Annotated in this window: 30 protein-coding genes and 1 pseudogene; 10 read left to right on the forward strand and 21 right to left on the reverse strand. The window is 37.5% G+C overall.

What is annotated here, in order from left to right; genetic code table 11:
- The 3 genes and pseudogenes from EDC17_RS06470 to arsB form a co-directional block, all read left to right on the forward strand.
- Positions 1-248, forward strand: a pseudogene (locus tag EDC17_RS06470) (YfcE family phosphodiesterase); the annotation flags it as partial.
- Positions 249-264: 16 nt separating this feature from the next.
- Positions 265-642, forward strand: coding sequence for a glycine cleavage system protein GcvH (gene gcvH, locus EDC17_RS06475; protein ID WP_002978297.1), 378 nt, complete (start codon positions 265-267; stop codon positions 640-642).
- 2 nt (positions 643-644) lie between these two features.
- Positions 645-1,685 (forward strand): ACR3 family arsenite efflux transporter, encoded by a 1,041-nt coding sequence (gene arsB / locus EDC17_RS06480; RefSeq protein WP_132777329.1) that lies wholly within the window; start codon positions 645-647, stop codon positions 1,683-1,685.
- Positions 1,686-1,687: 2 nt separating this feature from the next.
- Here arsB and nhaA read toward each other — a convergent pair whose 3' ends face one another.
- Positions 1,688-2,875: a Na+/H+ antiporter NhaA gene (nhaA, locus tag EDC17_RS06485; protein WP_002978293.1), complete on the reverse strand. Its 1,188-nt coding sequence runs from the start codon at positions 2,873-2,875 to the stop codon at positions 1,688-1,690.
- A 221-nt stretch (positions 2,876-3,096) separates the two neighbouring features.
- Positions 3,097-3,378, reverse strand: a complete 282-nt coding sequence (locus EDC17_RS06490; RefSeq protein WP_262496547.1) for a transposase — start codon at positions 3,376-3,378, stop codon at positions 3,097-3,099.
- A 200-nt stretch (positions 3,379-3,578) separates the two neighbouring features.
- Here EDC17_RS06490 and EDC17_RS06495 point away from each other — a divergent pair, with 200 nt between their 5' ends.
- Positions 3,579-4,046 carry a DUF1905 domain-containing protein gene (locus tag EDC17_RS06495; protein WP_037438465.1) on the forward strand — a complete coding sequence of 156 codons (468 nt, stop codon included), beginning with the start codon at positions 3,579-3,581 and terminating at the stop codon, positions 4,044-4,046.
- 96 nt (positions 4,047-4,142) lie between these two features.
- Positions 4,143-5,129 carry a hypothetical protein gene (locus EDC17_RS06500; RefSeq protein ID WP_037438466.1) on the forward strand — a complete coding sequence of 329 codons (987 nt, stop codon included), beginning with the start codon at positions 4,143-4,145 and terminating at the stop codon, positions 5,127-5,129.
- Positions 5,130-5,140: 11 nt separating this feature from the next.
- Here the strand turns inward: EDC17_RS06500 and EDC17_RS06505 are convergent, their stop codons facing one another.
- The 3 genes from EDC17_RS06505 to EDC17_RS06515 all read right to left on the reverse strand — a co-directional run bounded on the left by EDC17_RS06505 (position 5,141) and on the right by EDC17_RS06515 (position 6,394).
- The gene (locus tag EDC17_RS06505; RefSeq protein WP_037438467.1) at positions 5,141-5,530 is read right to left on the reverse strand and encodes a response regulator transcription factor; all 390 of its coding nucleotides are present in this window, start codon (positions 5,528-5,530) and stop codon (positions 5,141-5,143) included.
- Positions 5,531-5,802: 272 nt separating this feature from the next.
- Complete coding sequence (locus EDC17_RS06510; RefSeq protein WP_037438468.1) at positions 5,803-6,102, reverse strand: helix-turn-helix domain-containing protein; 300 nt, start codon at positions 6,100-6,102, stop codon at positions 5,803-5,805.
- A gap of 13 nt (positions 6,103-6,115) precedes the next feature.
- Positions 6,116-6,394: a helix-turn-helix domain-containing protein gene (locus tag EDC17_RS06515; RefSeq protein ID WP_132777330.1), complete on the reverse strand. Its 279-nt coding sequence runs from the start codon at positions 6,392-6,394 to the stop codon at positions 6,116-6,118.
- 169 nt (positions 6,395-6,563) lie between these two features.
- Between EDC17_RS06515 and EDC17_RS06520 the strand changes: the two genes are divergently transcribed.
- Positions 6,564-8,165 (forward strand): hypothetical protein, encoded by a 1,602-nt coding sequence (locus EDC17_RS06520; RefSeq protein ID WP_037438470.1) that lies wholly within the window; start codon positions 6,564-6,566, stop codon positions 8,163-8,165.
- Positions 8,165-10,816 (forward strand): phospholipase D-like domain-containing protein, encoded by a 2,652-nt coding sequence (locus tag EDC17_RS06525; protein WP_037438471.1) that lies wholly within the window; start codon positions 8,165-8,167, stop codon positions 10,814-10,816. The genes EDC17_RS06520 and EDC17_RS06525 overlap by 1 nt, the downstream gene beginning before the upstream one ends.
- Before the next feature lie 39 nt (positions 10,817-10,855).
- Here the strand turns inward: EDC17_RS06525 and EDC17_RS06530 are convergent, their stop codons facing one another.
- The 14 genes from EDC17_RS06530 to EDC17_RS06595 form a co-directional block, all read right to left on the reverse strand.
- Entirely contained in the window at positions 10,856-11,656 is an 801-nt protein-coding gene (locus tag EDC17_RS06530) for a TIGR02391 family protein (RefSeq protein WP_037438472.1), read from the reverse strand.
- A gap of 10 nt (positions 11,657-11,666) precedes the next feature.
- Positions 11,667-11,939 (reverse strand): molybdenum ABC transporter permease, encoded by a 273-nt coding sequence (locus EDC17_RS06535; protein ID WP_003002444.1) that lies wholly within the window; start codon positions 11,937-11,939, stop codon positions 11,667-11,669.
- A 102-nt stretch (positions 11,940-12,041) separates the two neighbouring features.
- The gene (locus EDC17_RS06540; RefSeq protein ID WP_074964051.1) at positions 12,042-12,491 is read right to left on the reverse strand and encodes a DUF3872 domain-containing protein; all 450 of its coding nucleotides are present in this window, start codon (positions 12,489-12,491) and stop codon (positions 12,042-12,044) included.
- A gap of 12 nt (positions 12,492-12,503) precedes the next feature.
- Positions 12,504-13,064: a conjugal transfer protein TraO gene (locus tag EDC17_RS06545; protein WP_037438473.1), complete on the reverse strand. Its 561-nt coding sequence runs from the start codon at positions 13,062-13,064 to the stop codon at positions 12,504-12,506.
- A gap of 20 nt (positions 13,065-13,084) precedes the next feature.
- On the reverse strand, positions 13,085-13,978 hold the full coding sequence (gene traN, locus EDC17_RS06550; protein ID WP_037438474.1) for a conjugative transposon protein TraN: 894 nt from the start codon (positions 13,976-13,978) through the stop codon (positions 13,085-13,087).
- 24 nt (positions 13,979-14,002) lie between these two features.
- Complete coding sequence (traM, locus tag EDC17_RS06555; protein ID WP_132777331.1) at positions 14,003-15,352, reverse strand: conjugative transposon protein TraM; 1,350 nt, start codon at positions 15,350-15,352, stop codon at positions 14,003-14,005.
- Positions 15,339-15,626, reverse strand: coding sequence for a hypothetical protein (locus EDC17_RS06560; RefSeq protein WP_002978260.1), 288 nt, complete (start codon positions 15,624-15,626; stop codon positions 15,339-15,341). Before EDC17_RS06560 ends, traM begins: the two co-directional genes overlap by 14 nt.
- A gap of 23 nt (positions 15,627-15,649) precedes the next feature.
- A complete protein-coding gene (locus tag EDC17_RS06565) occupies positions 15,650-16,078 on the reverse strand; it encodes a hypothetical protein (RefSeq protein WP_037438476.1) in 429 nt (142 codons plus the stop codon).
- Between the two features lie 11 nt (positions 16,079-16,089).
- A complete protein-coding gene (gene traK / locus EDC17_RS06570; protein WP_037438477.1) occupies positions 16,090-16,713 on the reverse strand; it encodes a conjugative transposon protein TraK in 624 nt (207 codons plus the stop codon).
- An 18-nt stretch (positions 16,714-16,731) separates the two neighbouring features.
- On the reverse strand, positions 16,732-17,727 hold the full coding sequence (traJ, locus tag EDC17_RS06575; RefSeq protein ID WP_037438478.1) for a conjugative transposon protein TraJ: 996 nt from the start codon (positions 17,725-17,727) through the stop codon (positions 16,732-16,734).
- Positions 17,728-17,729: 2 nt separating this feature from the next.
- Positions 17,730-18,362, reverse strand: a complete 633-nt coding sequence (locus EDC17_RS06580) for a DUF4141 domain-containing protein (RefSeq protein ID WP_037438479.1) — start codon at positions 18,360-18,362, stop codon at positions 17,730-17,732.
- A 28-nt stretch (positions 18,363-18,390) separates the two neighbouring features.
- Positions 18,391-20,895, reverse strand: a complete 2,505-nt coding sequence (locus EDC17_RS06585) for a TraG family conjugative transposon ATPase (RefSeq protein WP_037438480.1) — start codon at positions 20,893-20,895, stop codon at positions 18,391-18,393.
- Positions 20,892-21,224 carry a DUF4133 domain-containing protein gene (locus EDC17_RS06590; protein WP_037438481.1) on the reverse strand — a complete coding sequence of 111 codons (333 nt, stop codon included), beginning with the start codon at positions 21,222-21,224 and terminating at the stop codon, positions 20,892-20,894. Before EDC17_RS06590 ends, EDC17_RS06585 begins: the two co-directional genes overlap by 4 nt.
- Positions 21,225-21,235: 11 nt before the next feature.
- A complete protein-coding gene (locus EDC17_RS06595; RefSeq protein ID WP_037438482.1) occupies positions 21,236-21,541 on the reverse strand; it encodes a DUF4134 domain-containing protein in 306 nt (101 codons plus the stop codon).
- Positions 21,542-21,733: 192 nt separating this feature from the next.
- Between EDC17_RS06595 and EDC17_RS06600 the strand changes: the two genes are divergently transcribed.
- The 3 genes from EDC17_RS06600 (at position 21,734) to EDC17_RS06610 (ending at position 25,100) form a co-directional block, all read left to right on the forward strand.
- Positions 21,734-22,045, forward strand: coding sequence for a hypothetical protein (locus EDC17_RS06600; protein ID WP_026706464.1), 312 nt, complete (start codon positions 21,734-21,736; stop codon positions 22,043-22,045).
- 85 nt (positions 22,046-22,130) lie between these two features.
- Entirely contained in the window at positions 22,131-24,302 is a 2,172-nt protein-coding gene (locus tag EDC17_RS06605; RefSeq protein WP_037438485.1) for a TonB-dependent receptor, read from the forward strand.
- 3 nt (positions 24,303-24,305) lie between these two features.
- Positions 24,306-25,100, forward strand: coding sequence for a cation transporter (locus EDC17_RS06610; protein WP_026706462.1), 795 nt, complete (start codon positions 24,306-24,308; stop codon positions 25,098-25,100).
- A gap of 60 nt (positions 25,101-25,160) precedes the next feature.
- On the opposite strand, the gene EDC17_RS06615 is transcribed toward EDC17_RS06610, so the two are convergent.
- Both EDC17_RS06615 and EDC17_RS06620 read right to left on the reverse strand, forming a co-directional pair.
- Complete coding sequence (locus EDC17_RS06615) at positions 25,161-25,796, reverse strand: conjugal transfer protein TraD (protein ID WP_132777332.1); 636 nt, start codon at positions 25,794-25,796, stop codon at positions 25,161-25,163.
- Positions 25,797-25,799: 3 nt separating this feature from the next.
- Positions 25,800-26,204: a DUF3408 domain-containing protein gene (locus EDC17_RS06620; protein WP_132777333.1), complete on the reverse strand. Its 405-nt coding sequence runs from the start codon at positions 26,202-26,204 to the stop codon at positions 25,800-25,802.
- Positions 26,205-26,212 lie beyond the last annotated feature (8 nt).

The following is a 26,212-nucleotide window of genomic DNA, read 5'->3' on the forward strand; positions in this document are numbered from 1 at the left end:
CGGGTATTGACGGTCAAAATCATTTCAGACACGCCATTAATATCGGTTCGGTTGGTAAACCGAAGGACAGCGATGTAAGAGGCGGTTATGTAATGTTTACGATTAATGAAAACAGTTCTGTGTTGGACAAAGATAGTATCAGTGTAGAATTTATACGCTTTGATTATGATATTGAAAGGGCTGCAAAAGCAGTTGAAGAAAGCATTTTACCAAACGAATACGCAGAAAATTTAAGAAGAGGTTACTAATCTAAAATTTATAAAAATGGAATTTCCAACCGAAAGAAAGTATTCAAAAGAACATACCTGGATAAGCATACAGGACAACACAGGTACAATAGGCATTACAGAATTTGCGCAAAGTGAATTGGGCGAAATCGTATATGCGGATTTACCAAACGTTGGATATAGTTTTCAGCAGGACGAAGTATTCGGCTCTGTTGAAGCAGTTAAAACGGTCAGTGATTTATTTATGCCTGTATCGGGTAAAATCACTGAAACGAACGAACTACTTTTGAAAGCACCAACACTCATAAACGACCATCCTTATAAAGACGGTTGGTTGATTAAAATTGAAATAAAAGACATTACAGAATTAGAAGACTTATTGACATCAAACCAATATAAAGAACTTACAAATTAGCAATGCAACCAAAATTAAAATTCTTAGACAGATACCTTACTTTATGGATATTCCTTGCAATGGCAATTGGCGTGGGTTTGGGTCATTTCTTTCCCAATATTTCTAATGTTACCAACAGCTTATCTGTTGGCACTACCAATATTCCATTGGCAATAGGATTGATATTAATGATGTACCCCCCCTTGGCAAAGGTTGATTATTCCTTATTGCCCAAAGCATTTAGAGATAAAAAAGTAATTGGCATATCCTTATTGCTCAATTGGGTAATCGGCACGCTATTGATGTTTGGATTAGCGGTTTTGTTTTTACGTAACGAACCCGATTATATGACAGGCTTAATTCTTATCGGTTTGGCAAGATGTATTGCCATGGTCATCGTCTGGAGTGACTTAGCTAAAGCAAACAGAGAATATACAGCTATGTTAGTTGCATTAAACAGCATCTTCCAGATATTTACTTACAGCTTTTTAGTTTGGTTATTCATCAACGTATTACCTGCAAAATTAGGATTAGCCAATTTCAATGTAAGCGTATCCATGAAAGATGTTACCGAAAGCGTATTGATATATTTAGGTATTCCATTCCTAGCAGGTTTTTTAAGCCGTTACTTCCTTATAAAATCAAAAGGTATAGAATGGTATAACCGAAAATTCGTCCCCGCAATATCGCCAATTACCTTGTACGCTTTACTGTTTACGATAGTATTAATGTTCAGCTTGAAAGGCGATAAAATATTGGAATTACCAATGGATGTAGTAAAAGTAGCCATACCGCTAATCATCTATTTTGTGTTGATGTTTTTCGTGAGCTTCTTTATCAATAAATCTCTTAAAGTTCCTTACGACAAAAACGCATCCATCGCATTTACAGCCACAGGAAACAATTTTGAATTAGCAATAGCCGGAGCAATATCGATTTTCGGCATTCATTCGCCACAGGCATTTGTGGGTGTTATCGGCCCACTGGTAGAAGTTCCGGTACTGATATTATTGGTAAAGGCAAGTTTATGGCTAAAGGAGAAATATTATAGTAAAAAAGACTGAATTTAAATTTCAGTCTTCTTACTCTTTCTTCTACTTGATAAATTCAAAATCACATATCCTATTATACCCGCAATGAGTGATGTTATTAAAACAGATAGCTTGGCCTCTTCAATGAAAACCTGATTGTCAAATGAAAGCATAGATATAAATATGGACATTGTAAAACCTATTCCAGCTAATAATCCTAAGCCAATAATGTGAATAAAGTTACTGTTTGCAGGAAGTTGACCTATCCCTAATTTAGAGCATATCAAAGAGGTTACAACAATGCCAATGGGCTTACCAAAAATCAATCCCAGTGAAATACCTAAACCTAAAGGGGAAGTCAGTCCTTCTATCATTTCCTGATGAATTGTAATATTTGTATTGGCGAATGCAAAAATGGGAATAATTAGAAAGTTAACAGGTTTTACAAGTGCATGTTCTAGTTTCTCTAACGGAGATTCAACTTCTGTATCATTGGTTGGCAAGGTCATCGCTACCAGTACACCTGCTATAGTGGCATGAATGCCAGAATGATGCACAAAATACCATATAAACACTCCTGGTATTAGATATAGATAGGGATTCTTAATATTGAATCGGTTCATCAAAATCAGTACTAGTATTCCAATTCCGGCATAGCCTAGATAGCCTAACTCAATTCCGGATGAATAGAAAATGGCAATTACTAAAATAGCTATGAGGTCATCCACTATCGCCAAAGCCGCTAAAAATATTTTTAAACTGGTTGGTACTCTTTTGTCTAACAGCGAAATTACGGCCAATGCAAAAGCAATATCGGTAGCCATGGGAATACCCCAGCCGGAAGCTGTCGGGGTTCCTGAATTAAAATATAAATAAATCAATGCGGGGACAACTGCTCCACCGATAGCAGCAAGGATAGGCAAGATTGCTTTTTTAGGAGAAGAGAGTTCTCCTTCAACAATTTCTCTCTTAATTTCCAGACCTACCAACAGAAAAAAGATTGCCATCAATCCGTCGTTGATCCACATACTTACGGAATAATTGAGGTGTATGGCTTCATTTTCATACCCCAGCTTTGTGTCCAATAAATTTTGTAGCGGAACGGCCATTGATGTATTTGCCACTATCATTGAAATCACTACGCATAAAAAAAGGAGGAAACCTCCAAAATTACTTGATTGAACAAAGTCTTTGAAAATATTTAAATTGATCTTATCCTTCATGTTTTAAATGTAAAAGTTAAATATCGCAATTTACCAATATTAACTTACTCTGCCTCATAGATGGGTTCTAAATCTATGAAATAAGCTTAATTTGGGTAATAAATCCGTGTCACTTTGTAGTGAAGATCTATTAAAATTATGCATGTAAAATCCTGACATAATAGCTAGTAAGCTAATACACTTTAAAATTGTAAGGAACTGTGTTGGGGCTATTTCCTTAATTATGGTAATGTTATAACTTCTGATGAGATTATTTTGCGTTCATATTCTGAATCATAATAGGCATTACTTTTCCATAATATGTATGTCAATTCCAATAATTTCCTTTGGATGGCAACTATAGCCTTCATTTTAATCCCATGCCTTGAAACTATTCTTAAGAAAATATCTCTGAATCTTTCATCAGTCCTGATTGCAGCCAGTGCCGGAAAGTGCATTACTTTCCTTAAATTCCGATTACCCCGCTTGGATTTAAAGCAAAATCTGCTCTCGCCCTTCTTCACTTAGATTATATTATACAAACATAGGAGAAGCAAAAGAACGTCGCCTGATTAATGATGGTTTATAATAGAATATTTGCCATAACCCTAGCATCTAATTCATTAAATTTGTCCTTAAAACAAATAGACTAATTCCTAAACAAAATACCCAAATTTTCTAAATTAAGGGGTTAGCGGTAAAGCTATAATACAGGTCATAAAAGATGAAATACTTAGTAAAGAACAAGGAGCTCGAATTGAAATATGAAGCAGGTAAAGGTGCTTGGACATATCACATCCAAGTACCTAACACTAAACATATCGTAGGAAAATGGGGCTCATTGAAAGTATCTGGTACAATTGACAACTACACAATTGACAGTATTAATTTGTTTACGATTGGAGGACAAGACAAGCTAATTTCAATTAATGACAAAATCAGGAAAGCAATCAGCAAAAGTGGTGGCGACACTGTAACTGTGACACTTTACTTATTGACTTCAAAGGAGCCGATTACAGAAAAAGAAATATTAGATACTTTTAGAAATTCGGGTGTTTTAAAATCGTTCAATAAATTACCAAAAGAAGATAGGATCAAAATTATTGAAAAAATATCCTCTACAAAATCCGAGGACAAACAAGTAAATCTAATTTTGAAATACATTGACCAATTGGGTGACGACAATGATTAAGCAGTCTTCACTTGATTTCCTTTCTACTCTCAAGCACAATGGTTTGAACAAAAAAATGGCATTACTTTAAAACTGTCAGTAAAAATAAATTTCAAAATGATTGAAACTGAAATCTCAATAACCGTAAACAGGAAATCCGATATTACCTTATTAGAGCAAACAATCGTCGGTAACAAGTTCCAATTTCCGGTTTACATTCGGGAATATGAATTTAGCTATCAAATAAATTTTACAAGTGATTATGAGGAATGGGAATTAGACACGGCTATTCTCAATTCTTTTCCTGGATATGAATTTACCACCGACCTTGAAAAAGGACGGAAGGAAATACGGGTTCAAATATCCCGATACCAATCAGAATTATCGACTGATGGCTGGGGAAGACGGATTGAAAATCCTTTGGATGAAACGAAATATCTTGTAAAAGCATCGGTAAATAATCCTGAAAAGTTCAACCCTAAAATCAAAGTCTTGTTTGAAGATAAAGAGCAGTACTACTTTGTAAATATTGCAGATGGTGTTAACAGTGCTACTGAAGAAAAAGGTTTTTTGCTTCTGGATCATTTTAAAACCAATGAAACGGATGAAGCAACATTTTTTGATAGATTATACAAATCTCCATTAGAAGCTTTTCATTCAGGATACTATAAGTTATCTGAATTGGTTGACAAGGATTTTAGCACTTATCTTGAAAACAAAAAGAAAGAAATCAGAGAAATTCAAAAACAACCACGAAAAATCATCAGAGATTTTATAAACGCCTTTAACAGTTCCGATGAAAGTAGTATCCTGAAAAATCTTGACGAAAATATCATTTTTGAAGTTCGTAAAAACTGGAAAACATTATTTGAAATCGAAGGGCTTTCAAAATTCAAAGAGTATCTGAACTCATCCGATCAACAATTGTGTGGTAAGAATTTTAAAATCAGGTCATCTTGGAGTTTTAGTTTACCCAACGTGACTATTGGAATAAAATATTTTCCGCCAGCTACAGAACAGGATATGCTCCCTATTCAAAAATATGAGCAGATAAGGTTTGTACTAAATGATAAAAAAATCGCTAGTATTTTGTATGAGAATTAGTGAATTTTATCCTAATTGATAACGGCTTCTATTACTTTTCTAAAATATTCCGCATCATTACCAATCAGCAAGTAACTTGAAAAACCAATATCTAAAAGATATTTACCCACTTTCTCATCATCAATATCACTATGTGCAATAAGTTTTATAGTTGGATATTTTGTTCTTAATTCTTGAAGTTCAACAAAAACATTCTTGTTGTAAAAATCAAGGTCGATAATACAAATTTTTGGGAGTTCATTTAATGAAGATAATTGTGATAGTCCATCTTCAATGCTTTCCGAACGAAATAAGACTTCAGTTCCTGAAGCAATGAGGTCTTTACAAATGAAATCTAAAATTGGGCTTTTATCATTGATAAAGGCGAGTGTAATTTTTTGTTGGGATGTACCAGTTTTCATATCATCATACTTTTTTAAAGTTGATGTAGCCCTGCACAAAAAGAAAGCGCAGGCAACTACACTTACCGCACATTGAGGCACTGGTATACCCGACAACGAATAAGCGAGCGCCCACGCCTATGGCATGAGCGTTCTTCCTTATTGTCCCGTTGTCTAAAAATTACCAGTTTTCAATGTGGGACTTAAAGCAAAAACACTTTAAGTATTTCTATATTTTACATAGCAAAGATACTAAACTCTTGCTATTAGATGTATTAATGCAACAAAAAAGCTTAGTCTGAATTAGTTTTGTGATTGATATAATTCTGCTCCAATATTGTCATCAAATCTGTTTCCTTATAAATAATTTTGCCACCAATCTGAATATAAGGCAGGATATTATCATCACGATATTGCTGTAAAGTGCGTTTGCTAATGTGTAACAGTTTGCATACATCTTCGCCCGACAAATAAATTTCTCCATTCATTACAGGACGATAGTTTTTTAATATGCTTTCAATACGGTTTCTCAACATCAAAATCATTTCTTGATGGGAAATGATTTCTTCATTCTCATTCGTCAATAAATCCATTGTCATTGGTATTTTAAGGTTGGTGGGCTTCGAGCAAAGCCTGTACATCCGAGCGTTTATAATAATTCTTCCAGTTTAGTTTGGAATAAGGCAATAAGCCTTTGTCCTTGTAGGTCTGCAAAGTCCGTTTGGTAATATCCATCATCAGGCACACTTCCTGGTTATCGAGCCATTTTTCTTCTTTAAAAATTGAAGTGTATTTCAGTGTGGCATTTTCGGTCAATTCCAAAAGTGCTTTCAGTTCATTTTTCATTCCGTCCAATACGGATTTTTGTATTGCGATAACTTCCATTTTTTGCTCAATTTTGCTGTGGAAGTCGAATTTATCAAGGATTTGTAAAGGCTTGGAAAATGTTGTATTGATTGTCGTTGAAAGGTAGTATTTGTCGCCACGATATAAATTTCAAGATAGTTTATTTTGTAAATTTGAAGAATATAGGTTACTGATAAATTAATTTTAAATGGCAGTATTACAAAAAGGCAATTCAAATTATCCGTTTTGGGGAGCATCAATAAATCTAATCACTGGACTTGACCCGTTAGGCCTTCAAACAACCTCAGAAGCGACTTACGCCACTATGTTGCCTGGAATTTCCAATTTGACTAATCGTCTCCGTTATTATGGGTTTTATTGTTGGCTTTTAGACTTCTATTTCAAGACCGAGAAGAAAGGCAACTCAAAAGAACAATATCGTTTTATCCGCAGAGCTGAATTGATGATTGCCATAATTATGCAAAGCGAGCGTAAAGGAGTTCAACAGATAACAGGAAGTAACTTTGCTTCAAACCTAATAAATACAGCTGAGGAAACTTATTTTGACTTAGCCGAAGGAGCAGACAAGGACAATACCGATAAAAATGTTTATTGGAAATATCCGTCCGGTGCATTCGGACAATATTATTACGGAGCAATGCAGGCACTTTCCTTAATTATTACAGCAATAAATGATGATGGAGATGTTATTTACAACATTAGTAAACCACACCCAAGACAAAAAGTTTCTGGGGAACAATTAGCCGAGGCTTTTGAAGTTTCATTGTCACCACAAATAAAAGAGTTATTTTATAGTAATATTAAAAAAGGAAAACTTTACCACTCTGATATTTCAGAACTGATAAAATATTTTGCGATTGACACGATACAAACAGAAAATGCCGAATGGCAACTATATGTGGAAATGCTTTTGGACAAAGACGAACCAAGTCAAGAAATGGAAGAACGTTTTACTTTTCACAGAAGGGAAACAATTTTGTCGCTCTTAAATACAGCTGTTAAAAATGAAAATAATTACGACTGGTATAGATTTCTATTGGAAAGTTACCGAAAGAAATTGGGAACAAATGGTTATCCTGAAACGGAAACTAATATTGGTTGGTACTGCTATCAATTAAATGAGTATTGGCAGTACAGTTGCGGCACGATGTTTTGGGCTGTATTACAACATCTTTACGATTTCCAACAAGACCAATATCTACCATTGTTTGTAAAGAAATTTTCAAGCAGTATTACAAATGAAATATGCAAAGAGCTAAAGCAAGCTACAGAGCCAACAAGTTCACTTGCAGAAATTTTGGAGTTAATCCCTGACACAGAAGATGAGGAAAACATCAAAAAGGAAATTGATGGAACAAACGACCCTGTTATAGTAGCAAAATATGGCTTTATTCTTTTGCTTCAAATATTCAAAAATAATAGAGAGCAACTTCATCCATTGAAAGAATTTATGAGCAGAAAAAAGATAGAAAGGGATGGGAATATGGTTGATGGTATCTTGACAGTTCACACAGCAGAAAACGATACACTTCAAGATTTTGTTGAACAATTTATTTTACGCAAAATTATTTACAGGCACTCAATGGTTGCACTCAGAAAAATGGGCAACGGCTCACAGGCTACTCACAAATTTTTTATTGAGGAACAATACATCCGTTTCATAGATACATTTCCTCCAAGAAACACATCGCCAAGAATGAACGCCTTGCAAAACATAATGTTTGATTTACAGGTAATCAACGACCAAAGGGTTTTATCGCCATTACATAAGAAACTTTTGATTGACTGATGATACTAGAAAGAGAAAACATACTAACATTGATAGGAAGCAGAAGATATCATTCTGCAATTCTTACTACCTTCAGCTTTGACTTTTATTTTTTTGAAATGAAAGCAATGAAATGGTTGCGTTCTTGTGGCGTGAGAAACATCAACGTTTTTATTGATGGACATTATTATTCAGAGTTAATGCAACAAGCGACAGGAGAAGAAATGCAACTTTCTGCCGGTTATTCACTTTATCCTGTTTTTCAAAAGTCAGTATTCCATCCAAAAATTTGGATGTTGTTTGGTGAAAAAGAAGGATTGCTTATTGTTGGTTCTGGAAACCTTACAAATTCTGGAAATGGCAACAATGATGAGATTTGGGGAGCATTTCATTTTGATATTCGTTCAACCGAAAATTCATCAGTCTTTTCGTCAGCTTGGGATTATCTATCAATTCTTTCATCGTCAGTTAAAGGACAGATGAATGAAAAAACTACAAAATGGATACTTGAACATTCTAAATGGCTGAATGAATTGCCAAAGACAAAACCATTTCAATTTTTCGAAACGTCGCAAAAAGAGAAGGTTGCTTTCCTGTTTAATACTGAAACAACTTCTATTTGGAACGAACTTTTAAAACATCTTAGCAATGAGAAAGTAGTAGAAATAACTACCATTTCTCCATATTATGACAAAAATGGGAAAGTATTGCAAGAACTTAATTCTCTTTTTCCTTCAGCCATAGTAAAAGTCATATTGGATGAAAGTGGTTTAATCCCTTCTGCAATGCAAGTGAGCAAAGCGTTTACATTTTACGATTGGTGTGATGCAGGCGTAAGCAAAATCCAATATGCAAAATCTGGAAACTCAAAATCAAAACTTCACGGGAAGATTATTCATTTCAAGACAAAAAATGGAAAAGAGTTTTGCTTGTTCGGTAGTGCCAATATTACACCTGCAGGATTGGGATTATTGGGCAAAAATTCAAATGCAGAAGTTTCACTTCTTATTCAGTCAGAAAAAGGTGGACTGTTAAATCAATTAGGCATAAAACTGAAAACAAGCAATAGTAAAACCCTTGATGAATTTACAACGACTACAAGTAAATCAATTTATGAAACTATAATCGAGAATAATCAATTTAAACTACAACTGCTATCGGCAGAGTTGATTTATGATGAATTTATACTTCATTCCAATGGCACCTATACCGATGAATTTAAGGTTGTTTTCTTCGATAAACAAAACCGATTTTTGTATTCCAAAACATTCTCAAATTATGAGAAAGAACTAAAAACAAAACTCAATTTAGAATTAGGCACTTTCCAATATGTGCAATTGACAAATATTAGTGAAGAGATTATCTCTAATAAACTTTTGATTTCAGATTATTTCCTCTTGGCAAAAACGCATCCTAATCCAAAGACAGAGGAAATTGAAAAAATTTATAGCGAAATCCAAAATGGAGAGCTGAGCAAAGTTCTCGACTTGTTGCATTATGCAATCTTTGATGAAACAGAAAATGAAACAGGAGCCAGCTTTTTAGATAGTAGGAGAAGCACGTTTACAAAGCTGAATGATGACAAAGAACCTGAAAAACTTTACGATCTCTCTTCCTATAAAGCAATAGAAAATTCTGGATTTGAAAAAAACCTTCTACTCTCTTCTCTTTCCCTACGTGTTTTAGATGTTTTGAAGTTCATCAATTTAAATGGAAATTCAACAAATAAACAAGCTGATATAAGTATTGATGAGCAAGAAGACGATTTAGGCAACATAAATGGAAATGAGGAAGGAGAAGTGGCAACGGTTCGTAACCTCTCTTTTGTCATTCTTAAATCTGAAAAAAGAAAGTTGATGAACTACTTTGATAACCTTTACAATTACCAACAAGAAATTCTCTATGGGAATAGTCGACCAAAAACATATAGGCCTACACTTACAGATTTGACTAAATATTTAATCGCTCTTGAGTTGATAAGTGAATACGGAGGGAAATCTGCAAAGTATGACGAACAAGACACGCACCATTTTTTCAGTTATTTACCATTTGTAGACGATTATGACAATAACAATGTAAAGGATTGTTGTTTAAATTTAATTGGCGACTTTTTGATGCTGGCAAGAAGCGGATTTAAAGCGTATGAATTTGACTATACAAAAAAGAAAATCGAGGAACTAAAAAAAGAGGCACTCATAAATACAATTGTTTGCTTAATTAACAATCGATGGAAAGATGATGAATTACATTACTTTTTTACTATGGCTTTAAATGCACTTCATTATTTAGGTTGTAGGAATGTAGATGATTTCAATAGCAATTTTGTAGAATTAAAATCCAAAATTAATATTAGAATTTCCGAGCTGAAAAACAGAACAAAAGTATTTGAAAAAAACTTAGAGATATTTTACGAAAGACTATGTCCTTCGTTTATAAAAGTGATTGAACAGATTGAAGATAAGAACTTTGATACATCAGCAGTTAACGGGCAAATTATTTACAAATCGCCTTGGGGTTATAGCTACGTTCAGTACGTAAATAAAACAAACGATTTTACTTTAATCAGACCTGGCTTTATGTGGGACTATGATAAAGAAGATTACATAAAACACAGTCCAGACGAAATTTATTTACCTCTAAAACTCTCATCTTTTATATGCACCGATTTGTAAGTTAAAAAATCGGATAACTTTTGGGTTATCCGATTTGCGCTATTTAAGTCCTGTTTTATAAGTGTAATCAAGTTTGTTATGAATAATTGTAGCTACAACCAATACTTCAGTCATTTCTGAAAGTTGAGTGTCTTCTAATATTTTCGGGTTATGCGCTTTTGGATTTCGGTACATAGAAAAAAATCCTTTACAGAAGTTGCCGAAACCCTTATGCTCACTTTCTTCGCTTGGATTATTCAGCATATTAAAAGCAAGCATAGGTCTTTTGTCTTTTCCTAAAGCAAAACAATCATCAACCAGATCTGCTCCATCTGAAGTATAGCCACTTTTCTGCCTAAGTCTTTCCGCAACACTTTTTGTGATTTCTAGTATAGAGTGAAAATAATTTTCTTTCAGCCATTCGGCTTCGCAGTATGGTAAAATTTCTGAATGAACTCCGATACCGTGTACTTTTTCTTTGATTTTAAGTGACCTGCTTTTAGCTTCTGAAATGGTTTTAGCTTTTTCAACTAGTCGGGGTTGTCCGGTTTTATCAATTTCTATCCCTTCGTAAACTAATTTTTCATTGATAGTTGTTCTGTCTCTTTCAAATTCGTCTTCGGAATTATATCTTTTAGGATTTAATAACCTAACTACAAATGCCAATACATTATTTCCACAATTGTCTTGTATTTGCTTTTCTTTTAATGCATAAAAAAGTCTGTCGGTTTTGTTTGTACCAATTTGCGATTGAGAAATATTAGCACCAGCTAAATGTTCTGTGATTTTTGTATGCGTTAATAGATTTGATATAATGTCAGATATATTTCGCAAGGTTATGTCATCAAAGGATTTTGTCATTTAAAAATGATTAATTCTGTTTCTGGATTTCCATGTTTTGGATTTCCCTATCTTTTTTCTCACGAGAATAAACCCAAAGTGATAAAAGTCCAAATATAATCAATCCATAAGCTATCCATTTACCAACCTTTTCAATAAATTTAATGAAAACCGAACTTTCATAAGATGAAAAACCTTCGGCTCCCATCGGACCACGCCTGTAAAACTTTCGTCGGTTAAGCCAATAGCGAAGTCCTAAACCTGCAATCAAAAATATTATTCCTATAACCAATGATGCGACCATAACAAAACACTTAAAATCTACTTTTTAAATTTACAAAAAAAAACAGTTTTAATATCCCTTAAAAAGAGAAATCCTGCTTTTTGTGGCAGGATTTCATTGTTTTTAATCAGCACTATTAAACTGAAAACTTATCTGTTTTTCATTTCCAAAGCTGTCCGAAATCCAAACATCAAAGGATTGCGAAACGGCAGATGTTGAAGTATAGTACAACCGAAATTGCTCTGTGGGTAATGGGTATAAATCGTTCGGTAAATATGGTTGCTCATCGTAATACCGCAATGTGCCTTGTCCGTCAAATTGGAAATAGCGAAGAAAATACTGTGTGTTGCTGTAATTGCCTGTTCGCTGTATGGCAATGCGTATTTCTACCGTTTGTCCATTGGCTACATCTTTTGGAACTGGCATCACGTTTACCTCGAAAGGAAAATCGTTCTGTATTTCGAGTTCATCATCTTTACTACAAGATACTAAAGTTACCGAAGCTGTTAGGATTGCCAGCATTACATATATCGGCACTAATCCTATTCTGAATTTATTAAATATTGCTATCATTGTTTTAAGTTTTTAAAAATTAAACCTTAATCCCACACCTGCGGATGGTCGGAATTGCTCTAAGTCTGTACCCCAAAATACTTTTGTGCGTCCTTGCAGGATTAACACAAAACGGTCTGATAGATATGTTTCAAGAGTGAGCCGTCCACCAGCTCCGTAGATGAAGTTATCCTCGCTCAAAATCTTTGCTCCGTCATACAACATCGCTTCGCCACGATTGATGCTTTCATAACCGACAACACCTGTTATTCCGAAGTTCAGCGTAATGTTTTTACGAGTATCGCCCAAAAGGAAGAAACTGTAGCCGCCTTCGGAAGTGTAGGTTTCCTGCGGTATGCGGAGGTCTTTGTAGTCGTGGTATTGGTGGGTGTATTCCAATGCCCAAAGCTGATAGTTCCCGTTTTTACCGTTCACGGTCATTCCAATATTGAGGTAATAATCATTGCCAATTTTATCGTTGGATACTACACCTGTACTTACTTCCAGTCCTTTCTGTTTTGGGAGCATTCTTTGTGCCTGTGTAACCGTGATGGCCATCAAGATGAGCATCACGGTATAGATATACTTTTTCATATTATTGGATTAAAATGTTATTAAAATTTTAGGTGCATATCGTTTATTAAACGAGCTTTTATCAAATCCGAATTTTCTACCTGCAAAGTTTGATGTCTGCCACCGTTCTTCTCGAAAATCTCAATCAACAGTACCTTGTCATCGGCAATGGTAAATTGGTCTAACAGGAACACGTTTTGTTCGGTTAGTTTCCCGCCAATCTCGTCCAAAGGCTTGTAAGTTCTGAGGGGTATCATCGGGCGTTCTTGTACCACAGTACGTTTGGCTACCTTTTTATCTACTACTTTGAAATTGATAAAATCAATCTGGAAAGGCACATTGGTTTTATTTCTCAATTCCGTATGGAAATAGTATTTGCCGTTGTGGATATAAATGCCTTTGAGAATAAACTGAATGCCGAAACTCTTAGCCCCAATGTGCTTTACAATCCGATTATCATTTTTGTAAATTGTTTCTAATAGCAAGCCTGCTAGTGAAGGCGAATTATTGCCCAATTCTTCAAAAAGCACATCGTTTCCATTGGCTTTATCCACTGCCTTTTGCATTGTAAGTAGGTCGTAGCTCATTGCCTCCGGGTAAGAACTGTAATACACATTAAAGCTGTAAAAACGTCCGTCATTCGTAATGACCGAAAAATTGGTTTCAGGTTCGAAATCCCTTACCGTTGCTTTTACACGCAACACGTTTTCCGCATCTTCTGCTTTTCCTGCAATTAGATATTCGCTTCCCAAATCCACATAACGGATAGCGGTCGGAAAAATCAAGTGCGAAGTTTTATCGTAGGTAACTTCCATTTTATACGGTTCTATCTTGCCTAATGCAAGCGGAGTTCTGATGCTGTCTTGTGCAAAAGATTGTACGGCAAAGCCGAGTATGAGGGCAATAGCCCAAAAGGTTTTTAAAATATTTTTCATTGTTTTATTTGTTTGAATTCAACATTATTGTTTAGATACCAAGAAGACTTGATGTCCTGCTTTCAGCGTAACTTTTGGGGTTCTTACCTTTTTAGCAAAATAGCCCGAAATTCCCTGTACCACGCCACGACTAAGATCTGCTGCAACCTGCTGTCCGGCATTCTGCGTGAGCATTACGCTCGTTCCACCAGTTTGGCTCATATTGCCTGCCATTTCGGTAAGGGCATTCATTTCCGGCGAATACGGAACGTACAAGCCTTGCTGTCCGTCCAAATCGTAAATGGTTATATCTACCGGGATGATATTGCCCTCCAGTTCTATCGAGGTAACTTTTAGTTGTAAACGCCCTCCCTGAAATTTCGCATTAGCCGTTAAAATCGTTCCTTTTGGAATGGTACGGCTCGGTGTTTTTGCAGGCTCTAATAATCGTAAACGCACACCTGTTTCGCCAACTACTGTTTGGGCATCGTGTACACAGGCTTTGATACTGTTTTTGGGTTGTGCCATTTGTTCCAAAGAGCCAGCGGTATAAAACCCACGGTTCTTTGTTTCGCTCCAATCCGCTAAAAAAGCACTGCCCGATGGTTCACGGTAAAGGGCTGATACTGTATTTTTTCTTGCTGATGTGAACGATACAAAATGCTCTTTTTGGTTAGTAGCCATAGCACTAATAGCATCCGGAACAGCACCATTAGCAGGTGTTGAATTTTCGGTATTCGCATTTTTTGGCAGATACTTTGCTGCCATTTCATAGGATTTCTCCATTAGCTTCAATTGGTCATCAACTGTGGCCACAGGTGGCACATCCTTTTCTGATAATTTTTCTTTCAATTCGTCCACCTGCTTACGCAGTTCCATTGTTTCAGCGTTATCATCTTGATAAAAGGAACTCAATGCGCTTTGGCTATTTCGATAGCTGTTCAAAGCAGGGTTACTGCTTCTTGCCGAATTTCTCCCACTACCGCCAAAGCTGTTGTTTTCCTCTTCTTCATTAAACGGTTCGTCGGTTGGCTCTTCTTTGTCTTCTGTATTCCAGTAGTCTGAAAGTGTAGCCAATGCATTGCGTTTTTCCTGCTCTTTGCGTTCGAGCATTTCCTGTTCATACGCCTTGCCTTTGTCTGCAGGCATTCCAGTTCCAGTAGCCTCTGGTACCGCATCGTTCAGCCCTACATTTTCAATTGTCTTTTTGTCTTCGGATGGTTTAAATATGAGGTACATACAACCCACGAAAACAATCGCCATTAAGCCGAAAATTAAGGGCTTTTTGAGCTTCTCCTTATTATTCTGTGTGCCGTCTTGCAACACATCAGCAGTTGCTGTCGAGTTCCCCTCCGTTACCCGAACAACCGATTTTTTGTTCTCATTTTCTTTCATAAATTTGATTTTTTAAAATTGTTGATACACTATCCTGCAATCTTGCAGGACTTCCATTTTTTTTGAGGACAGGATTTTCGATATGCTCTATGATCATATCGTTTCCAGACTTTGAGGTATCGTACCAGACTTTGAAAATTACACCTGCGGTAAGCAGTAGATATCCCACAAAAAAGTACAGGGTATATTGGTGCTGCTTGCGCACTGGCAATGCCTGCCAACGTTCGTCGAGCTTATCAAAATACCTATCCATATTTGCTCTTAGTTTTTTCATACTCTTAATTTTTTATGATGATGTTAGAGCTTGAACCGCTTGGAGATTTTACCCACATTTTGCTTTTGTTCATCATTAACCAAAGCAATTACCTCAACTGCATTGGGTACGACTATTAAAGAGAGGTTTGTCAGTTCCGATTTTTTTAGCAATTGCCCAAATTGGTCTTTTCTTGCCACCTCCATTCTGTTGAGTGAGAATTTGCCGTTCAGATAATTTACCCACATACTGCATTCTACACTTGGCTTGTCTTCTCCCGACCATTGTAGGTAGCCTGTCAACAACAAGTCTTGTTTAGGCAAAGTATCTGCACCTTTTTGGCAGCTTTCAAGGTAATCGCTGATACTGTCTTTCAACTTTCCGGCATACGCACCCTGCGTATGGAAATAGCCGTTATATCCTTTTTCTGTAAGGGTTTTTGCGAACGTGTTTAAATCTGATAATGCTTCCATAAGATTATTTTTTAGCGTTCGATGACTTCTATATCCCTGTTTTCCACGACTGCAAATTTTTCGATATTGAAGCCTTGTGGGTTGTTGTCAGAGCGAACGGAGTTGACTAGGTAGCCGGAAGTAATTAAGTTACGTCTGGTTACATTGCTTGACCGAATGATGAATTGTTTTGCATAGGTTCGTACCGCATAAGGATGTGTATCGAAATTGCAGACCACACTATCTACTTCGATGCGTTGCTGTACATTTCCTGATATAATACGACTGTAATAGCCTTTTTCCGATAAGTCTTTATAGTAGTCGAAGGCACTTTTGTCGGCAAGATTGAATGCCCTGCTCATATTGCTTTCTATAGCGTTTTTGTCGGGAGCAAGTGTAAAGAACAGTTCGTGAAAACGTCTGACGTGTTCCCTTGCTTCTACAGGTCGGTTGATGCTCGCATCCTGCGATAAGGCAAGCATTAAAGATTTTCCGTTATCCAATACATAGATTTTTTGGCGTTGTTCTTCTGCAAAACGGTAGGACTGCCATACGGCATATCCTACCACGCCAATGCAGAGAACCGCAAACACAATGGCATATAATCTTATCTGCCTAAAGCTGTTTTCGATATTTCTTAGCGTTTTAAATTCCATTTTTTTAATGATTTATTGTTATTTATTCATCAGTTTACCGCCAATGTTTCCTACTGTAGATCCTGCACCAGCACCTGCAAGGTTTCCTGCCTTCATCGCTGTTTGATTTACATTACGAGTAAAGTTTCCTGCACCTCCGGCTTGGATTACCCAACCTGTTACTGTTGGAATTGTGAAGTAGCCAACGATACCGATAATCATAAAGATGATGTACACCGTATTGCTCGTATCGGGTATGTAAGTTGGATCGGCAAGCATTGCTATATCCCGTTCTAAAATGAGGGATTGTATTCTTGCCAACATCGAACTGAACAAATCGGAAACAGGAAGCCACAGGTAAACACTAACATACCTCGTGATCCATTGCGTGAGCGTGGACTGAAATCCGTCCCAAACGGAAATAGCAAAAGCTATTGGCCCCAGTATCGAAAGGACTATCAGGAAAAATGTTCGTATGGTATCAATAACTAAAGCCGCCGCCTGAAAGAGTATTTCCAATAAATTGCGAAACCAATCCTTTATTGCTTTCTCTATCTTGTAGGCTTGCCTGTCCATATACATTCCTGCCATTGTACCAACGTCCGATGGCGACCAGCCCAATTCATCCAGCTTTTTATCAAACTCTTCGTCTGATGCCATATAGGCGGTTTCGGGATTTCTGACCATTGCTTCGTATTCTAATTGGTCTTTCTGCTGTTGCAGTTTGTTGAGATCAAGCACCTGGTCTTCGAGTATGGCGTGGGTTCCTGTAACCACCGGACTTAATACTGCATTAATGGTTCCCAACACAATGGTTGGGAAGAACATTATGCAAAGCCCCAAAGCGAACGGACGCAACAACGGGAATACATCGATAGGCTCGGCTCGGCTTAAAGCCTGCCAAACCTTTAATGCTACATAGAACAACGCACCCAATCCAGCCAATCCTTTAGCCACAGCCGCCATATCACCAGCAAGTGGCATCATATCATCGTAAAGTGAACGAAGGAGTTCGTGAAGATTATCCCATTCCATTTTTACCAGTATTTTTGGTTAGAAGTTCCGTAGAGTTCAAGCACTCTCTGTGCGTCGTTTTTCTTTTTCGCTCTTAGATAGCTTACAGAAATGTTCTTATTCGTGTAGTAGCGAACAAGGCTGTGGTAATCCTTAACTTCTTTGTACACACGGTCAATTACATCCATACGTTCTTTATCGTTCAGGGAAAGACTTGACGAGGTTATAATCTGCTTCAATTCTTTCAGCAGTTCGGTACTTTCATTGAGCAGTGCCGAATAACCGTTGCCGATTGCAACCAATTCCTGTGGTGTAAAATTGGGGTCGTTCATCATTTTTCCAAAGTTCTGAACATATATTTCGGACACATCGCCTACCAACAATACGGTTTGCTGTACTTTACGGGCATCTTTCACAAGGTTGTTGATAGCTTTCAGCTTATCGTAATATTCCTTGCCCTGGTCGTACACTTTCTTCACTTCGTTGAAGTTCTTTACCACATTGCTCACGGTGGAAGAAGTCTGTATGATTTCGTTCGCACTGTTGATAATTCCTGATGCCAGATTTGCAGGGTCAGTTACTACAAATTGGGCTTTAGCTGACGGTGCTACGGCGAGCATTAATGCCGTACACACTGTAAAAAAGATTTTTTTCATTGCTTCTAAATTTTAAAATGTTAATTGATTATTGATTTATTTTGTCACGCCTTTGCATTGCGATATGCTTGATGGCGAGTTCTACATTGCCGTCCAGTTCAGCAGCAAGCTGCATCACTTCCATTTTTTCGGTTTCTTCGGTGGTGTAAGCAAGGTATTCCTCCAAACTAACTTCGGTGGCATAGACTGCCGAGTGCGTACCACCTAAGCCTATCCAAACCTCTTTGTAAAGTCGGCTTGCATCGTTGTTCATATTGATAGAAAGTACCTGCCCTTTTTCCTTATCTGTAAGCCCCAACATCGCCTGTATATCATCGAACTTGTTCATATACTTGCGTTGATCTAAGAGGATTTTACAGTCAGAGTTATTGATGATACTTTCTTTGACGATGGGCGATTGGATAATATCATCGACCTCTTGCGTTACGACAATCGCTTCTCCGAAGAATTTGCGAACAGTCTTAAAGAGGTACTTGATGTATTCTGCCATTCCTTCTTTGGCAATCGCTTTCCAAGCCTCTTCAATTAAGATGAGTTTGCGAATACCTTTCAGCCTACGCATCTTGTTAATGAAGACTTCCATAATGATAATGGTAACTATGGGAAAGAGGATTTTGTGGTCTTTAATCGCATCAATTTCAAATACGATAAAACGCTTACTCAACAAGTCTAACTGCTTATCAGAGTTTAACAGATAATCATACTCACCACCTTTGTAGTAGGGTTCGAGTACGTTCAGGAAATTGGCAATGTCAAAGTCTTTCTCCCTTACCTGTTTTTCTTCGAGTACCTTTCGGTAATCGCCTTTTACATACTCATAGAAGCCGTTGAATGATGGGTAAACATCTTCTTGTTTGATGCGTTCGATATAGCCTGATACAGCATTTGATAATGCTACTTCTTCTGAGCGAGTTGGTGGTTCATCATCACGTTTCCAAAGCGTCAATATCAAAGTCTTGACACTTTCACGCTTCTCAATATCGAACACGCCATCATCGGTATAGAAAGGATTAAAAGCAATCGGATTATCTTCGGTATAGGTGAAGTAAACACCGTCTTCGCCTTTGGTTTTACCTTTGATGAGTTCGCATAATCCTTGATAAGAATTACCAGTGTCAACAAGCAAAACGTGAGCGCCTTGTTCGTAATACTGTCGTACCATATGGTTTGTGAAGAAAGATTTACCAGAACCTGATGGACCGAGTATGAACTTATTACGATTGGTAATAATTCCACGTTTCATCGGCAAATCTGAAATATCCAAATGGATAGGCTTCCCCGTTAATCGGTCAGCCATTTTTATCCCGAATGGCGATGGTGAATTATGGTAATTGGTTTCTTCTGTAAAAAAGCACAAAGCTGGCTCTATGAACGTGTAAAAGCTTTCCTCACTCGGAAAATCGCCAGCATTGCCCGGCATTCCTGCCCAATACAAAGTAGCTACGTCTGTAGTGTTATGACGTGGCTTGCATTCCATTAAAGCCAAAGCACTACCGCAATCATTCTTCAACTGTTTCAGTTCAGTAGGGTCTTCCGACCACGCCATAATGTTGAAGTGTGCCCTTACGGAAGATAGACCAAACGAATGTGCTTCATTGAGGTACTTTTCTATCCACTCTTTGTTGATTTGGTTGGCACGGCTGTAACGAGCCAGTGAGTGCATATTCCTTGCGGACTTCTCAAACTTTTGTAGATTGGCTTCGCTGTTATCCAAAAATAAATATTGGTTGTAAATGTGGTTGCAGTTTAACAACAAGCCCACAGGTGCGGCGAATGACAAACGGCAATCGCTACGGTCGGTAGATAGCTTTTCAAAACGGGTATCAGCCGATACCGTTCCGGGTAAATCGTCAGTATCGGATAAAGTGTGCAGGCTCAACCTTTTGTTCCCGATACGGACTTCTTCTGTTCCGAGTGCGATGTCCTGCATCGGTGTTCCGGCTTCCCTCGAAAGGGTAAGGTACTGTTCCAGCAATCCCTGTTTTTCGTCCGTACCGATAATATCTTCTTCGGTCAGGCGTTTTAGGGTTACAAAACCGCTATCGTTTACGATACGTTCAAACTGTGCCACCGCTTCCATAAAACGGTGTATCGTTTCCTTGTTCCTGATTTCCTTTGGTATTATTGAACCTTTGCAAAGTGATGAAAAATTACTTTGCAAACGCATACGCTCTTTGGTTGTCTTGGTTAAAAAGAGATAGCAGTAATGATTTAAAAACGGTCGCTCATTGAAATGGCGTTGATAAGATTTAGCCAAAAAACTCTGGTCTTCTATTGCCAAATCGGGAGCGTAACTTTCTTTGATGTACCAATCCTGTTTGTGGATGATCGTAAAATCCGGCAAAGTCTTGATAGCTTTGTGCCAGGCGGAATGAATGGCCTCATATTCCGCAGAGGCTACCGTAAATAGTTCCGGTAAACGCACTTCAAAACAGGCGGTAATGTCTGCATCTTTGGAAAGAATGCAGTTGTTTTCTACTGCTAGCAAAGGAAACTTGCTTTCCAATGTGGTGGTCTTTGCTACATTTCTCATACGGCATTCTGTTTAGAAGTGAATTTTAAATAGCGGTGTACAGGCTTGCGACAGATGATGTAACGGGGATGCCGTTTATTGGCGGTTATCTTCATCAATCCGTGTTCGCCATATTTCCTATTCAGTGAAAAGGTTTGCCATACAATGAGCGAAGCTCCGCCTGCTCCGAGGAACAGGCAGATGTAAGAGTTTACGCCTGCCATATACAGTATCATCACGAGGATAAGCGTACCGAGCAGCCCACCTGCGAAAATGAATAGGTATTGTGCTTTCAACCCTTTAAATTCTACCGTCCTGCCAATGCCTTTGTTTATGTTGTAACTGTTCATAAAGCAAAGGATTAAAGGAAGAATGAACGCAGGATGGTAGCCGCCACGATTAAGAAGATACACGCACCGAACCAGCTCGCCGCAGTTTTCGATGTGTCGGGGTCGCCCGAACTGAATTTGTTGTACACCTTAACGCCTCCTATGAGCCCAACCACCGCACCGATGGCGTAGATTAATTGGGTTGCGGGGTCGAAATAGCTTGTTACCATTTGGGTAGCTTCGTTGATACCGGCCGAACCGTTTCCCTGTGCGAACGCATAAATTCCTGACAGCATAGCTACGGCTGCCAGCAAAACTTTTTTTCTCTGTTTTTCCATAATTGAAACACATTAATTTGTTACTGTTTATCCCGCACCTTGCGGGCTTTCAAGACAAAGATGTTTCAGAAATGAAGGCGTTATAACAAAGTGGCAGTCAGTGGAATTGTTTGGCGGTGAGTGGCGTTATAGAGATGGAAAAAAGAGGATATATATATTTATTGGACAATGTTTATTTACTATCTTCGCAAAATGAAATTTATATCTTTAATATTAGCCGTTTATGTATTGCTGTTATCAGCAGTACCGACTTTTATTGAGGATAAATGTATGCAGGAGCATACAACCGAGCAAGGACAAAACGGACAGGAAGACCAAGATTGCAATAAGGGTTGTTGTTCGCCTTTTTTTAGCTGTAATACCTGTACGGGATTTGTTTTAATTACTTTTCATTTTTCGGTTACACATTCAGTAAAAGAACCCCAAAGAAAATTAGGAACAATGCCAACACCGCCTGTTTCTGATTTTCCCTTTTCCGTTTGGCATCCCCCACAGCTTGTTTAATATGTAGTGCCTTCAGCACAGTTTATTACCTGCGGTGCATAGCACCGCTATCATTCATTTATTCATATTAAGCATCATTTTTACAATGAAAAAAATACTCATTTTGTCATTTTTTATGGCACTAAACCTTTGTGTATATGCACAAAATACGTTCAAAGCTGTAATTAAAGACAGTGAAAAAAAAGAGCTTTTAATGGGCGTAACCGCACAGGTTACGGGAACTACAATCGCAACAACTTCAGATGAAAACGGACAAATCATATTAACAGGTATTCCAAACGGTTTGCAGGAAATTCAATTTAGTTATGTTGGTTTTGCCCAACGTACCGACAGCTTTAATTTTCCGTTAAAAGATACAACCCCGATTGAAATCCTACTTTCTGAACAATCGGAAGATTTGGAAGAAATCGTTATTTCATCAACAAGAAGTACAAGAACTATCCAAAATATCCCTACAAGAATTGAATTTATCGGAGGTGAAGAATTGGACGAAAAAGGCAATATGAAAGCAGGGGATATTCGTATGCTTTTGAGTGAGAGTACAGGTATTCATGTACAAACTACATCGCCCACAAGTGCCAACGCAAGTATTCGTATTCAAGGGCTTGACGGACGATATACGCAAATCTTAAAAGACGGTTTCCCGATTTATTCGGGTGCTTCAAGTGGGTTAGGTTTGTTGCAAATCCCACCCCTTGACTTAAAGCAGGTGGAAGTTATCAAAGGTTCAACTTCCACGCTGTATGGTGGTGGAGCAATAGCAGGTCTGGTCAATCTGATTTCCAAAACACCAACGGAAGAAAGGGATTTACGCTTTCATTTAAACGGAACATCAGGCAGAGGTTTAGACATCAACGGTTTTTACGGACAGAAGTTTAAGAAAATCGGAACGACAATATTTGCTTCGCATAATCGCAACGGAGCTTACGACCCTGCAAAAATCGGGCTTTCTGCAATTCCCCAATTTGAAAGGTATGTACTGAACCCTAAATTATTTGTTTACTTCAATGATAAAACAAAAATGAACTTTGGTATTAACACCACCATTGAAAACCGTTTGGGTGGCGATATGCTCTACATCAAAGGCAAAGGAGATAACACCCATCAATATTTTGAAGAAAACAAAACACAGCGTTATTCCACTCAATTTGTTTTTGACCATACTGTAAACGAAAACAGTTTTGTACAATTCAAAAACAGCGTAAGTTATTTTAACCGCAATACGGCTATTCCGAATTACGAATTTGAGGGAACGCAGACCGCTACTTTTACGGAAGCAAGCTATACGCACAGCAAAGAAAAATCGGAATGGGTAACAGGCGTTAATATTTGGACTGATAATTTTAAAGAAAAACAGATTACTGCATTTCCGTTGAGGGATTATACTCATACCACATTCGGGGCTTTCGTTCAAAATTCTTTTAAGGCTACCGATTGGCTTCAATTGGAAGCAGGTTTAAGGACGGATTATGTGATTGATTATGGAGCTGTTTTTTTGCCAAGAGTATCGGCATTGTTTAAGATTGCAAATGGATTGACTTCACGTGTCGGGGGCGGATTTGGCTACAAAACACCAACCATTTTTACCGAAGAAAGCGAACGCATACAATATCAAAACGTAATGCCTATTAACGATAAAACCAATAAATTAGAAAGGAGCTACGGAGCAAATGCAGACATCAACTACCGTACTAATATAGGCGATGATTGGACATTCAGCATAAACCAATTGTTTTTTTATACTTATCTGGATAATCCTTTGTTGCTTCAAAATCCATCTGCTAATCTTTATCAGTTCATCAATTCATCGGGCTACATTCATACTAAAGGAACAGAAACCAACGTAAAAATAGGATATGATGATTTGAAACTGTTTCTGGGCTACACCTTTACCGATACCCGATTGATTGAAAACGGAACAACTACCGAAAATCCATTAACCCCAAAACACCGTATTAACTCTGTACTGATGTATGAAATTGAGGATAAATGGAAGATTGGTTTAGAAGCCTATTATTTCAGTCCGCAAAAGCTCAATGACGGAACAATAGGAAACGATTATTGGACCTGTGGCTTTATGGCTGAAAAGATTTGGGAAAGATTTTCTTTATATATCAACTTTGAAAACTTCCTTGATACAAGACAGACACGTTTTGATAACATTTATACAGGTACTATAACCAACCCTGTTTTTAAAGATATTTATTCACCATTGGACGGATTTGTAATTAACGGAGGAATAAAATTTAAACTTTAAAAGATGAACAAAACAATATTCAATATTACAAAAATGGATTGCCCAAGTGAGGAGCAGTTAATCCGTATGAAACTGCAAAACTTTGATACGGTAAAATCATTAGAGTTTGATATTCCAAACAGAAAGCTGAACGTTTATCACAATGGAAATCCCGACCCGATTTTAACGGCTTTGGGAACACTAAACCTGAATACTACATTGATTTCAACTGAAGAAAGCAATGCAATTTTTGAAACAGATACAAATAATAACCAACGGAAACTACTTTGGACTGTACTGATTATTAATTTCGTTTTCTTTGGATTGGAAATGGTGTTTGGCATTTTTTCCAATTCAATGGGTTTGGTAGCTGATAGTTTGGATATGCTTGCGGACAGTATCGTTTATGCTTTGGCTTTATTCGCTGTGGGTGGAACAATAGCAAGGAAAAACAACATCGCCAAATTTGCAGGGTACTTTCAAATCCTATTGGCTGTTATTGGTTTTGTTGAAGTTATCAGGCGTTTTTTAGGCTTTGAAAAAATGCCCGATTTTCAAACTATGATTATCGTTTCTGTTTTGGCACTAATGGCAAATATATTTTGTCTTTACCTGTTGCAAAAGAACAAAAGCAAAGAAGCCCACATACAGGCAACTATGATTTTTACATCAAACGATGTTATTATCAATTCGGGTGTTATCGTTGCAGGGCTTTTGGTTCATTGGCTCAATTCAAGCTATCCCGATTTGATTATCGGAGCAATTGTATTCTTAGTTGTGGCAAGGGGGGCATACAGAATATTGAAGTTGGCGAAATGAGTGAGAAAAAATTGAGCCTGAAAAACTAAATTTCAGGCTCATTTAAAATCTTCTATTTTTTTACACAAACTCCCCAATGTCAAAATCACTCAAATCACTTTTCCGCAAAGTGGAAGAACCGGCTTCCGTTTCAGATGAAAGGGTGCTATCCAAAAGCTCGGCTATTTTTCGGGAAGCATCTTCCATAGAATTTTCCAATAGGTTGAATAACTCAGTCCCCTGTATTTTTTGCACTATCGCTATCGCTGTTTCCTTTTGGGCTGGTTCCAATTCTTCTTTTTGGAGCAACACCCCCACGGAGCTTAGTTCGTCATAGGTAACCCCTTGGGCAAAACCGTTATCACCACCAGACATTCCGTACCTGTTCCATTCTTCTTCCTCTTCCTCCAAATCAGGCATATTTCTGAAAACTTCGTCCAGCTCTTCCTGCGGAATTTGAACACTTACGTTTTCATTTTCGTCGTATTCAATGTCTAAATTAGCAGGGTTTATTTCGTTTTCCTGAATTTGGCGTTCAGTGGCAGTGTTTGGCACTGAAAGGCGTTCTACAGGTTTGGGCTGTCCCATAATATCGGGTAAGTTCGGGTTGACTTTTTTATGCGGAGGGTCTTGTTTCGACCTTTTATGAATTACAATTTTATCCTGCAATAGCAGGACAATGACTATGAGTAGGCATATCACAATTACTATTTCCATAGCTTATAGAATAGGTTTAAAATGTTCGTTGAAATAATCGGTAATATCTTCACCGTACTCCCTGAAATGATGTTCGAGAATGTTGTCAATGTAAGAGTAGAGCGTTGTTCTTTCTTCCCTTGTCAGTTGAACGATGCGGAGCAATCTTTCGTGGTATTCAGGGCGTATGTAAACGACCTTGCCGTTACGCCCCGATGGAAACCGATTGACCAAAAACGTTTCCTCATAGTCCACTTTTTTTGATGAACTGTTACGGGCTTTTTCCCTTGGCTTGGTTTCCTTTGGTACATCCTGCTTTTTGTTATTGCCCGGTGGAGCTACAAGCTCATCGCCGCTTATGATGTTCATAAGGTATTCCTCATCAACATTGGGTTTTTCAAAATCGTTGTTTTTGTTATTTGAAGCCATACTTTACT

Origin of the sequence: Sphingobacterium alimentarium (assembly GCF_004342685.1) — a bacterium.
Classification (GTDB): Bacteria; Bacteroidota; Bacteroidia; order Sphingobacteriales; family Sphingobacteriaceae; genus Sphingobacterium; species Sphingobacterium alimentarium.